Raw genomic sequence first — 11,434 nt, 5'->3', positions numbered from 1 at the left:
TGGCACAGATCTCCGCATCCACCGTGTCATCCGCGATCACCATGGTTTCCGTGGGACCGGCGAAAAGATCAATGCCGACACGACCAAAAAGCTGCCGTTTGGCTTCGGCCACAAACGCATTGCCCGGACCCACGATCATGTGCACAGGCTCAATGGTATCCGTCCCAAGCGCCATGGCCCCAACCGCCTGAATACCCCCCATGACGTAAATCTCATGCGCGCCGCCCAGATGCATCGCGGCGATCACCGCCGGATTTGGTTTGCCCTTGAAGGGCGGCGTGCAGGCGATGACGCGCGGCACCTTGGCAACCGAAGCCGTGGCGACGGACATATGCGCAGAAGCCACCATTGGAAATTTCCCGCCCGGAACATAACACCCGACCGATTGCACCGGTATGTTCTTGTGACCCAAGATGACCCCGGGCATGGTTTCAACCTCAATATCGAGCATGCTGTCACGTTGCGCTTGTGCGAAATTGCGGACCTGTTCCTGCGCGAACTTGATGTCCGCCAATTCGCGCGGGCTTAACTGAGCGATCAACGCGTCAATTTCCGCCATACTCAGCCTGAAGCTGGCAGGAGAATAGTTGTCGAATTTTTCCGACAATGCCCGCACGGCCACGTCACCGCGCACTTCAATATCAGCGAGTGTTGCTTCCACCGCAGCGCGGGTCTTTGCATCGTCGTCGGCGCGTTCAGCGGCGGGTTTTCCGCTTTTGAGATATTCAATAGCCATCAGACCACCTCTTTACTGATCGGGACGCGGCGGCGTTTTTTCACCGCGATCAAAGGCTTCCCAGCCTTCCCCCTGAAAAACATCCTTGCCCAACTGGGCCAGCACATGCGGGAAATCCACCATCACCCAATTATCGGTGATACGGCCCTCTTCCACTTTCCAGAAATCCATGTACCGAATCTCCACCCGCTTGCCTGTCGGTTCGACACCCATGAATGCCCCCGAATGCGTCGCTTCCTGCCGGCCAAAAGCGGCGGCCCACTCGCCCATGAAAAGCCGCGCTTCATCCACACAGACCTTGTCGGAAAAGGCCGCCTGAAAAGGCCGTTGCCAATTATCCTGGAACGCCTGCAACCCGATTTTGGTGCCGCATCCCTGATTGCCCATCCAGCGAAAGCCATCGGCAAAGAAGGTATCGATATCATCTATGCGGTGGTCGTTCAGGCCGTCCACCATACCCTCAATGACCGCACGGGTCTCTTCGGTCTTGCTCATGTCCGTGTCTTTGCTGAGCACGGCCTGTTCTGGCCTTGATCCCTTCATCCCAGGGTCCTTTCATCTTTGCTTTGAAACAGCGTCAGGTCAGTGACGCGTCTCAAGATGAAATCCCTGGGCAGCCTGTTGAGCGCCGGGTGACGCTGCATCAGGCCGGTTCTGGCACGCCTGCTCATCAGCCTTTCACAGCCCCCGCCGTCAGACCCGATACAATCTGGCGCTGGAAAACCATGACCAGCAGGAACAACGGTGCCGTGATCGACACTGCTGCCGCGACCGCTTCGACCTGATCTGTCGTGGTTGTTTCGCGGTTGAAATATCCTGCGATGGCCGGAACCATGGTCTGGTTTTGTGCGTCCAGAAGCAGGGATGTTACCAGAAAGTCATTGTACCCCAGCAGGAAGGAAAAGAGACCCGTGGTGATCACCCCCGGCCACATCACCGGCATGATGACACGGCGGAAAGCCTGAAAGTGACTGCACCCATCAACGCGGGCGGCCTCATCCAGTTCTGCGGGAATATTCTGGAAAAACGAGCGCAGCATCCAGATGGTAAAAGGCTGGTTGATCGACACCAGAACGGCGATGACCGCCCAGGGCTGCCCGTATAGCGTGGGCGCGCCGTCGCCAAAAATCGGGCGCAGGATTTCAGAAGAGTTGATGAAAACGGGCAGATATCCAGCGACCAGCACTGAATGTGGCAGAGCGCGGAACACCAAGGCCAGGATCAGCAGCCAGAACGCAAGGTCAGAGCCGGAACGCGCGAGACCGTAGCCTGCAAGGGTCCCCACGGTCAGTGAAATGGTGACAACCCCCGCCGTTACCAGCATTGAGTTGAGAAAATTGCGGTAGAATTCGTTCTCGCCCCACACCGCCACGTAATGGTCAGTTGTAAGTCCAAGAACCGGCGCACCGAGAGGGCCCAAGATGCTATTGAGTGCCCCCAGAACCAAGGGCAGGAGGCCGAAAAAGATCAGGACAAATGCCAAGGCGTAGGCGATCGCGCCGAAAATCCAACCCAATACCAACAGGCCCGGCGGGCAGTATTGCTGAACCAGGCCCGGAAGACGGGTGAACGCCCACCGGATCGCAAAGTAGAGCACGACAAGGCCAATGACGATGTCCAAAAGCGACAGACCGTCCCCATTGGCGCGTGTGGCGGGGCCAAGGATCACATCCCATGGGCTGTCCGCAAAGGCGTCTACCGGGGATTTGAAACTCATAACCGCGATCCAGAAGATCGGGAAGGCGGCAAGCAGGCACCAGAACGCGAGGAAGGCACCGGAGGAAAAACGCAGCGCAAAAGACTGCTGCATGGCTTTGGGTGTCGACATTAGTGCGCGCTCCCTTTGTGGTCTCGCCAGGTTCGGCGCAACGGCAGGATCAGCAGGAAGACGATCCCGACCATGGTCAGCATTGCCGAAGCCGACGCGCGGCTGATCGCACGGTTTCCGGCATCGTCAGGCGTCATGAAATCATAAGTGAGCCATTGCAGTGAAATGACATGCGCCTGGCTGCGGAAACCGACGATTTCCTCAAAGACGCGGTAGCAATCCATCAGGTGAATAAGCGCGATAAAAATGATCAACGGCATCAGATGTGGCACGATGACGTGACGCAGCCGTTCCCAGCGGCTCGCACCGTCGATCACAGCGGATTCGAGCGTGTCCATGTTCACAGTTTGCAAACCCGCATAGAAAATGACGAACGCGAAAGGTGCCACATGCCAGACCCGGTAGAAATACATTAGCAGTTCAATGGTCCAGGCTTGAGCAAACATAGAAATGTTGGTCCCACTCCAGCGTTCAAGCATCGCCGTCAGGATACCGTCCCCGACAAAAAGCCAATAGATCGACAGTGACCCGATGACCGGCGTGATGATAAAGGGCAGCAGCGAGATGAATATGATGGGCCCGCGAATGGCCCGCGTGGCATTATTGACCGCCAGCGCGATGGCAAGACCAACGCCAATCACCAATGGCAGTGTCAGCAAAGTGAACGACAGGGTGAATCTGAGGGCCTTCCAAAAGTCGATCTGCATGATGGCATTCCAGTCGCCATTCCCGACAGCGCTCCAGAACTTTTCCATTTGCAAAACATTCCGGTAACTTTGCAAACCCACCCATCGTGTTTCCGTCACAGTTTTCCCGCTGTCATCCAAAACCGGTACGGTCTTGATTTCGGTTGTACAGGTTTGCGTCACGAACCCGGGAGTGCAGGTTTCTACCTCTATCTGTTCCAAAATGGGTTGTGTGACTTGGAAACTCTGGATGAACACGCTGACCAACGGTGCCGCAATGAACAACAGCATCATGAAAACAGATGGACCAACAAAAGCAGCAAAAGTCTTGAATTTCATGGGCTTGCCCTCGTGACAACTCGGTTTGCAAAGTGCTCGATTTGCTTTGCAAAACACATTTCGATGCGCTTAACAAAACATCGCCGACAGAAGATCGCTGGCCGGGAATACCCGGCCAGCCGTTTGTTTACTTCAAGACACCAGCTTCTTTAGCTGACGTTGTATAGGCTTCGGTAATTGCTTCCAAAGTGGCTTCGGCGCTGCGTTCTCCTGTAAAGAATGCTGGCAACTCGTTGCCCAGAGCGGAATGAAGCAGCCCCATCTGCGTTGTGGATGGATAGGCGGGTGGTGCAGGATTTGCCGTGGCTGTCTCAATCGCACCCTTGGCGATGTCAGTTGGGGCATAACCATCCACCAGCCAGATGGCAGCGTCATTGGCACTTTTCACCATTTCGGAATCCAGCCCTTCCATCGCGAGACGGAAGGCGGCATCAGCCTCTTCGTCAGAGATATTCTTGGCGATCACGATACCGTCCCACCACAAAGTTGTGGCCGGAACACCGCCCTCCATAGCTTTGGGAGCAGCCGACATCGCAACCTTACCGACAACCTGGCTTTCAGCTTCATCATCCATCGCACCCGCGCGGCTTGCCCAGAGGTTTGCCATTGCAATTTTACCCTGCTGGAACTGCTGCTGTACGTATGTGGAATCCGAAACAAGGACTTCAGGGTCCGTATACTCGGTCATCGCCTTCATCATCTCCAGCGATTTGATACCCGCTTCGGAGTTAACGGCAGCCGTGTTGTCATCGTTGAAGAATTTGCCACCGAACCCTGCGTACATGTTGTTGAAATCCTGAGCCAGATTCCAGCCGGATTTCAGCGTCGCACCCAGTGGGTATTCCATGACGCCAGCTTCCTTGATCTTGGCGGATGCTGCCAGAACTTCATCCCATGTTGAGGGTGTTTCGATGCCAAGGTCCGCAAGAACGTCAGAGCGATACATCAGATGCTGTGTGTTCACCATCATCGCCACAGCCATGATCTGGCCATTGATGCGGATCAATTGATTGGGCTTGAGGTTTTGTCCATATTTCTCGACCAGATCGTCCAACGGGCGGATGGTACCGGCGTTCAGCAGCGGCGTTATGGTTCCGTTCGACACGCCACCGATTTGGTAAAGCGACGGATTGGCTTCAAACGCGGCAGGCTGCTTTGTCCGGAACTCCTGATCCAGCTCCGCCTGAAAGTTTCCGCATTCAGCCATCGCATCCGTGACAGCCTTCCAGGCTTCAAATCCGGCACTCAGAGATTTTACCGGCGTGGTATTTTCATAGGAACACGCGGCAAATGCCGTACTTCCCATAAGCGAGATCGCCCCCGCCAATGCGATTTTCTTCAAGAACATATGCAAACTCCCTGTTGCAGTTGGCTTGGGTGCATCTTGCAAGTCTGCACCCTTTGGTTGGCCCCGAAAAAGGGCATCATGGCTTAGGACAGCTGAATGCGCGTCCCGCTGTCTTTGTCGAACAAATGACAGATTGCGACCGGTACGGAGAAGGAAACCATATCCCCAATCTCCGCACGGAATTCCTTATGGGCCTTGACCGAGACCAGTTGCCCACCGGCACGCACGGTCAACATCGTCGCATCTCCCAAAAGCTCGATCGTGTAGATTGGCGCTGTAATTTGTCCACCATCACCTTCTGCGAGAGTGGCATCTTCGGCGCGGAACCCCAACGTCACCGGTCCATCAGGGCCTTTGAGCCCGGAAATCGAAACGTTGGTTCCAGTGAAAACACCGCTCTCCAACGTTCCATCGACAAGGTTCATGGCCGGACTGCCAATGAAACTTGCGACAAAGGTATTGGCGGGATGATCGTAGATGTCAGTTGGCGTGCCCACCTGCTGCACCTTGCCCTGCTTCATTACGACGACGCGATCCGCCAATGTCATGGCCTCAATCTGGTCGTGGGTCACATAAACTGTTGTAACTTTGAGTTCGTGGCTGAGGTTCTTGATCTGCGCGCGCGTGGACACCCGAAGTTTGGCATCAAGGTTGCTGAGAGGCTCATCCATCAGGAACACATTGGGTTCGCGTACGATGGCCCGCGCCAACGCCACGCGTTGACGTTGACCGCCGGAGAGTTCAGCAGGTTTGCGATGCAGGAAGTCGTCCAGTTCGACCATTGCAGAGGCGCGGCGCACGCGTTCATCATGCTCACCCTCCGGAATCTTGCGGACTTTCAATGGAAAGCGAATATTCTCGTAAACATTCATGTTGGGGTAGAGACCGTAGGACTGGAACACCATCGCAACATCGCGGTCCTTTGGGTCCAAATCGTTGACCACACGCCCGTCGATGATGATCTCACCCTCTGTCGCGTCCTCAAGCCCCGCGATCATACGCATGGTTGTGGTTTTCCCACAGCCCGATGGCCCCAGAAGGACCAGAAATTCCTCGTCGGCGATGGTCAGATCAAAATTATCGACACCTACGAAGCTGCCCCAACGCTTGTTGATATTGCGCAGTTGAATTTCGGCCATGATGTCCCCACTGTCGGATGCTGATTTTCCGGCTTACCCAACGCTAGACATTCAGATGGCCGTTTGGCAAGAAATTTCTGCACACGTTTGCAAAAACTTTCAAGAAATATCGGTAACTTCTTATTTTTAAATCATTAAAATGAACTGCATCGATTTCTTACGCCAGCAGAGAACGCTCAAGATCGTATTGCAGCAAGGCCAGTTGAGAGCTTCATCGCCGAGTCGGAACCGTGCACGGGCGCCTACGGCGGGAAACTTCGCTGCCGTGCCAACGTCTCAGGTGACAAGCGCCTTGACCGCCGCGACGATGCTGTCGCAGGATGGCATGGTGGCCGCATAGGCAGGACCCGTGGCGATGAAACTGTCCTCTGCCGTAAGGCGCGCAAAGCTTGCAATCCCGTGTTCCGCCATCAGCGCCATCAGCCCCTCCGCTTGCCCGCCGGTACGGCGGCATTCGTCAACAATCAGAACACGCGCACAGTCCTGAAGCGCCGCCAACAGGGCCTCAACCGGCAAGGGCGCAAGCCAGCGCAGATCAATGACCCGGGCCTTGATGTCAGAGGCGAGAAGTTGTTTTTGCGCCTGCCGCGACAGGAAATGGCCGTTGCCATAGGTGACAATCGCCACATCACCCCCCTCCCCGTGCACACCGACGGTGTTCAGCGGAATGGTCTTTTCCGGATCAGGATAGGGGGTCATCCATCCGCCGTCTCCTTCACCATGCAAATCCCGCATGGGATAGAGCGCAATGGGTTCTACGAAGACACAAACGCGTTGCTCTTCGCGCGCCAACCTATGGCACTCACGCAGCATTTGTGCCGCGTCAGCACCTGTTGACGGGCAAGCGATGATAATGCCCGGAATGTCGCGCAGCACCGCCAGTGAATTGTCATTGTGAAAATGCCCGCCGAACCCTTTCTGATAGCCCAGACCGGCGATCCGCAGCACCATCGGGTTGGTCCATTGGCCCATCGAAAAGAAGGGCAACGTCGCGGCCTCTCCGCGCAACTGATCCTCAGCGTTGTGCAGATAGGCCAGAAACTGGATTTCGGGCATCGGGACAAATCCGTTATGCGCCATGCCGATGGCCAGCCCCAGAATGGATTGTTCATCGAGCAGCGTGTCGATCACACGGTCACGGCCAAAGCGGGCCTGCAATTTCTGCGTCACGCCATAAACCCCGCCCTTGCGACCGACGTCTTCGCCCATGATCAGGGTTTCGGGATGCGCCAGCATCAGATCGTGCAAGGCCCAGTTGATGATCCGCGACATGGGCTGGGGCGCGTTCATCTGCGCGGCATCGGCACCAAAAAGTGTTTTTCTGGCCTGTGGATCCGGCCCGTTACTGGGCGCACATTGTCGCTTTGGGGGGATCAGGCTGGCCATGACGTCAGCGGCCGTTTTCAGATGCGGTCGCTTGACAACTTGTGCGGCCTCAACCGCAACCGCTTCCAATGTGGATTGGTAAATGTCGGATAAGGTTTCTGCTGATGCCGCGCCTTTCTGAACCAAAAGCCGCGCGGAATGGAGCAACGGATCATTGGCCTCATCCGCCTCCACTTCCGCGCGTGGCAGATAGCTGGTGGCGACGTCCGCACCAGCATGCCCATAGAGCCGCACCATGCGCAGGTGCAGAAACGCCGGTTTTTTCTGGGTGCGTACGTATTGCGCGGCCGCACGTGCCGCCGCAAAAACCGCAAAAATGTCCAACCCGTCGGCCTCAAAGTAACGGACACCCGGCCTGTGCTGCATCGACGCCTTGATCCAGCCGGAGGGTGTTTTGGTTGAGATGCCGATGCCATTGTCTTCGCAGACCATCAGCAAGGGCAAGGGCGCGCCCTGAATGGATGTCCATCCAGCAGCGTTGATCGTTCCTTGGGCGGTGGAATGATTTGTCGAGGCGTCACCAAAGGATACCATCGCCAGACCGTCCCGGGCCAGGCACTCGTGTTCAGGCGCGCGACGACGGGACAGGCCGACGCTATAAGCGGCCCCCAACGCTTTGGGCAAATGGCTGGCAATGGTCGAGGTCTGGGGCGGGATCATCAGCGCACGGCTGCCCAGCACCTTGTGTCGCCCCCCGCTGGTCGGATCCTCGGAGGAACAGGCAAAGCTCAGGAGCATATCCCGCATCATGCCTTCATGACCCGCCTGTTGCGCCCGCGCGATCTGAAACGCGGCATCGCGGTAGTGCAGAAAGGCAATGTCGTCGGGCCGCAGCGCCTGTGCCACAGCCGCCATCCCCTCATGGCCGGATGAGCCAATTGTGTAGAACCCCTGCCCGGCCTTCTGCATCGCCCTGCTTTGGATATCCAACGCCCGGCTCAACACCTGAGCGCGGTAAAGCTGCAAAGCCTCATCTGCCGTCAAACCGGGCGCGGGTGCTGCACCTTCGGGAAAATCGCCTGCCGCAAGCCGTGACAGGAAATTCTCATGCACAATCTGGACGCGGTCCATCAATCACTCATCTTCTTGACAAACCTGCTGATCAGAAAAACGCCTGAAGGCCGGTTTGCGCGCGTCCCAGGATCAACGCATGCACATCATGCGTGCCCTCATAGGTGTTCACCGTTTCGAGGTTCATCATATGGCGGATTACCTGAAACTCTCCGCTGATCCCGTTCCCGCCGTGCATGTCCCGCGCCATCCGCGCGATATCAAGCGCCTTGCCGCAATTGTTGCGCTTGACTATGCTGACCATCTCGGGTGCGGCATTGGCGTCATCCATCAAGCGGCCCACCTGCAACGAGCCCTGCAAACCCAGCGAAATCTCTGTCATCATATCAGCCAATTTCTTCTGATAAAGCTGCGTGCCCGCCAGCGGCTTGCCAAACTGGTGCCGGTCCAGGCCATATTGCCGGGCCGCGTGCCAGCAGAATTCAGCCGCGCCCAACGCCCCCCAGCTTATGCCATAGCGCGCCCGGTTCAGACATCCGAACGGGCCTTTGAGCCCCTGCGCATTGGGCAGCAGGGCATCGTCGCCCACCTCGACGTTATCCATCACGATCTCGCCGGTAATCGACGCGCGCAGGGACAGTTTGTTGCCCACCTTTGGCGCACTGAGGCCTTTCATGCCTTTCTCCAGCACGAAACCGCGAATTTTGCCGCCGTGTTCTTCTGATTTCGCCCAGACCACAAAAACATCCGCAATCGGCGCGTTGGAAATCCACATCTTTGATCCGGTCAACCTGTAGCCGGTCGCGGTTTTCACGGCGCGTGTTTTCATGCCCGCAGGATCGGAACCCGCATCCGGTTCAGTCAGGCCAAAACAGCCGATCCATTCCCCCGAGCAGAGTTTGGGCAGATATTTGTTGCGTTGCGCTTCGGAGCCATATGCGTAAATGGGATAGATCACGAGGCTGGATTGTACGGACATCATCGACCGGTAACCCGAATCCACCCGCTCTACTTCGCGCGCCACCAGCCCGTAAGATACGTAGGACGACCCCAGCCCACCGTATTCCTCCGGGCAAGTCACCCCCAGCAATCCCATCTCTCCCATTTCGCGAAAGATACCCGGCTCGGTGGTTTCCTTCTCAAAGGCCTCAATGATGCGTGGTTGCAGTTTTTCCTGCGCATATGCGCGTGCCGAGGCCTGAACCATGCGCTCGTCTTCATGCAATTGATCCGCTAGGCGAAACGGATCGGACCACTCAAAAGAGCCAAGATCAGGTGCATCCTTGGCTTTCAGAACCGGGCTTTCAACGTTCATCTCATGTCCTCTCGTGGCAGCGACAGCCCCGCAGGGCGTTGGCGCATTATTGCAAAGGAAATGCCAAAAGACTAACGATGCTTTATCCTGTCATTCATGAGAAAAACTCATATGTCTGTCCCGCGTCGGTATCTTCCGTCAATCTCCGCTCTTCTTGCCTTTGAGGCCGTTGCCCGCCTGGGAAGTGCGACGCGGGCCGCATCCGAGCTTTCCCTGACGCAAAGTGCCATTAGCCGTCAATTGAGATCTCTGGAAGATCAACTTGGCGCTGAATTGATCGTGAGAGAAGGGCGTGGCCTCGTGCTTACCTCAAAAGGCGACGACTACGTGCGCGAAGTTCGAGACATATTGCAACGGCTTGCGCAGGCAACGGTCTCTGCACGCTCGGAAACCACAGGCGGGACCTTGAACCTCGCCATCCTGCCTGCCTTCGGCATGCACTGGTTGGCCCCTCGATTGCGGGATTTCGCCCGCAATCATCCGGAGGTTACCGTCAACCTTTCCACACGCCTCGCCAGGTTCGACTTCAGAACATCATCTTTCGACGCGGCCATACACTTTGGCCGCGAAGACTGGCCCGGCGTTGGATATCTACCACTTCTTCCGGAGACTGTAGTGCCCGTTTGTTCACCCGCTTTGCTGTCCTCACCGCTCTCCGATCCCACAGATTTGCTGCACTACGATTTGTTGCATCTTGATACGCGGCCAAGAGGATGGATCAGATGGATGCGCGCGCTGGGGTCCGAAGCAGTGCCACCGCCGGGCATGGTTTTCGATCAATTTTCCACCATGGCGCAGGCTGCCATCCACGGTATGGGTGTCGCATTGCTTCCGACTTTTTTCGCAGAGCCCTATCTGGCGAACGGTCAACTTGTCTTGGCTTCAGAACACTCGTCCGAGAGCATCGGGAGCTATTATCTTGTCTGGCCGCGAGACCGCGAAGAGACATCTGCTCTAACGTCGTTTCGTAAGTGGCTGAAATGTCAGGCTTCGGGTATCTAGACTCCTTACACCTCAAGCGCGAACTTCCCCAAATGCTAGAAAACTGTTTTTTTTCAATGTATTGTGCAGATTTGAGAAACACTCTGTGCGAGTGCATGTTGCCACATTTCCGCCATGGTTCCGGCACATTTCAGTCTTAGTTCGATTTTAGGGCAAGGTTATCTGCTGATTGGGTGGGACCGATCTAAGGAATTTTGTTTTGTTGTGTAAACCTGCGTATCTAGTATCTGTCTTATTTTTTGGATCGGTCTCATTCACGGCCGACACGGCGCTTTCAGAAGAGCATATCGTTATCATTTTGGCCTCTGCCTATTTCCCGGAACATATAGACGTTCAAGTCGGAGATACGGTTCGCTTCATCAATGAAAGCGGTCAGGCCCATGCGGTCAGCGGCTCAGAAGGCTTGTGGACCACCGATACAATTGCTGCCCGCGCCGAAGCGACCGTTCATTTTCAGCCTGAAATGGCGGGCCGGTTTCACGGCTGGTCAGATCGCCTCATCGAAGGCCGCCTTGACCTGACGCGCGCGCCTTTGATCAACTGAGGCACGCGACCGTCGAGCGAAACACTGGCGCTGTTTGGGTCGACAAACTGTGATCTTGGGAGTTCTGACCTGCGACCCGTTTTGAGATCACAGCGCTGTC

Annotated in this window: 10 protein-coding genes; 2 read left to right on the top strand and 8 right to left on the bottom strand. The window is 56.2% G+C overall.

What is annotated here, in order from left to right:
- The 8 genes from ACOTTU_RS15790 to ACOTTU_RS15755 all read right to left on the bottom strand — a co-directional run.
- Nucleotides 1–736: histidinol dehydrogenase (locus tag ACOTTU_RS15790; RefSeq protein ID WP_425659440.1), on the bottom strand; the 736-nt coding region annotated here is incomplete at its 3' end.
- 12 nt (nucleotides 737–748) lie between these two features.
- Nucleotides 749–1,279, bottom strand: a complete 531-nt coding sequence (locus ACOTTU_RS15785) for an ester cyclase (protein ID WP_425659439.1) — start codon at nucleotides 1,277–1,279, stop codon at nucleotides 749–751.
- Nucleotides 1,280–1,406: 127 nt separating this feature from the next.
- The gene (locus tag ACOTTU_RS15780; RefSeq protein ID WP_425659437.1) at nucleotides 1,407–2,564 is read right to left on the bottom strand and encodes a carbohydrate ABC transporter permease; all 1,158 of its coding nucleotides are present in this window, start codon (nucleotides 2,562–2,564) and stop codon (nucleotides 1,407–1,409) included.
- Nucleotides 2,564–3,589, bottom strand: a complete 1,026-nt coding sequence (locus tag ACOTTU_RS15775; protein ID WP_298914935.1) for a carbohydrate ABC transporter permease — start codon at nucleotides 3,587–3,589, stop codon at nucleotides 2,564–2,566. Before ACOTTU_RS15775 ends, ACOTTU_RS15780 begins: the two co-directional genes overlap by 1 nt.
- 127 nt (nucleotides 3,590–3,716) lie before the next feature.
- A complete protein-coding gene (locus ACOTTU_RS15770; RefSeq protein WP_298914932.1) occupies nucleotides 3,717–4,937 on the bottom strand; it encodes an ABC transporter substrate-binding protein in 1,221 nt (406 codons plus the stop codon).
- 83 nt (nucleotides 4,938–5,020) lie between these two features.
- A complete protein-coding gene (locus ACOTTU_RS15765; protein ID WP_425659434.1) occupies nucleotides 5,021–6,076 on the bottom strand; it encodes an ABC transporter ATP-binding protein in 1,056 nt (351 codons plus the stop codon).
- A 276-nt stretch (nucleotides 6,077–6,352) separates the two neighbouring features.
- Complete coding sequence (locus ACOTTU_RS15760) at nucleotides 6,353–8,533, bottom strand: thiamine pyrophosphate-dependent enzyme (RefSeq protein ID WP_425659432.1); 2,181 nt, start codon at nucleotides 8,531–8,533, stop codon at nucleotides 6,353–6,355.
- Between the two features lie 31 nt (nucleotides 8,534–8,564).
- Nucleotides 8,565–9,788 carry an acyl-CoA dehydrogenase gene (locus ACOTTU_RS15755; RefSeq protein WP_425659430.1) on the bottom strand — a complete coding sequence of 408 codons (1,224 nt, stop codon included), beginning with the start codon at nucleotides 9,786–9,788 and terminating at the stop codon, nucleotides 8,565–8,567.
- A 96-nt stretch (nucleotides 9,789–9,884) separates the two neighbouring features.
- Between ACOTTU_RS15755 and ACOTTU_RS15750 the strand changes: the two genes are divergently transcribed.
- A complete protein-coding gene (locus ACOTTU_RS15750; protein ID WP_425659428.1) occupies nucleotides 9,885–10,790 on the top strand; it encodes a LysR substrate-binding domain-containing protein in 906 nt (301 codons plus the stop codon).
- Between the two features lie 298 nt (nucleotides 10,791–11,088).
- On the top strand, nucleotides 11,089–11,334 hold the full coding sequence (locus ACOTTU_RS15745; protein WP_425659426.1) for a cupredoxin domain-containing protein: 246 nt from the start codon (nucleotides 11,089–11,091) through the stop codon (nucleotides 11,332–11,334).
- The last annotated feature ends 100 nt before the right edge of the window (nucleotides 11,335–11,434 follow it).

Origin of the sequence: Roseobacter sp. EG26 (assembly GCF_049830555.1) — a bacterium.
GTDB lineage: Bacteria > Pseudomonadota > Alphaproteobacteria > Rhodobacterales > Rhodobacteraceae > Roseobacter.
This window is presented reverse-complemented; position numbering and strand designations above follow the sequence as displayed.

Bases quoted from the DNA above. Each gene is read 5' to 3' on its own strand.
- ACOTTU_RS15785 (WP_425659439.1), bottom strand. From the start codon at position 1,279: ATGAAGGGATCAAGGCCAGAACAGGCCGTGCTCAGCAAAGACACGGAC.
- ACOTTU_RS15780 (WP_425659437.1), bottom strand. From the start codon at position 2,564: ATGTCGACACCCAAAGCCATGCAGCAGTCTTTTGCGCTGCGTTTTTCC.
- ACOTTU_RS15775 (WP_298914935.1), bottom strand. From the start codon at position 3,589: ATGAAATTCAAGACTTTTGCTGCTTTTGTTGGTCCATCTGTTTTCATG.
- ACOTTU_RS15770 (WP_298914932.1), bottom strand. From the start codon at position 4,937: ATGTTCTTGAAGAAAATCGCATTGGCGGGGGCGATCTCGCTTATGGGA.
- ACOTTU_RS15765 (WP_425659434.1), bottom strand. From the start codon at position 6,076: ATGGCCGAAATTCAACTGCGCAATATCAACAAGCGTTGGGGCAGCTTC.
- ACOTTU_RS15760 (WP_425659432.1), bottom strand. From the start codon at position 8,533: ATGGACCGCGTCCAGATTGTGCATGAGAATTTCCTGTCACGGCTTGCG.
- ACOTTU_RS15755 (WP_425659430.1), bottom strand. From the start codon at position 9,788: ATGAACGTTGAAAGCCCGGTTCTGAAAGCCAAGGATGCACCTGATCTT.
- ACOTTU_RS15750 (WP_425659428.1), top strand. From the start codon at position 9,885: ATGAGAAAAACTCATATGTCTGTCCCGCGTCGGTATCTTCCGTCAATC.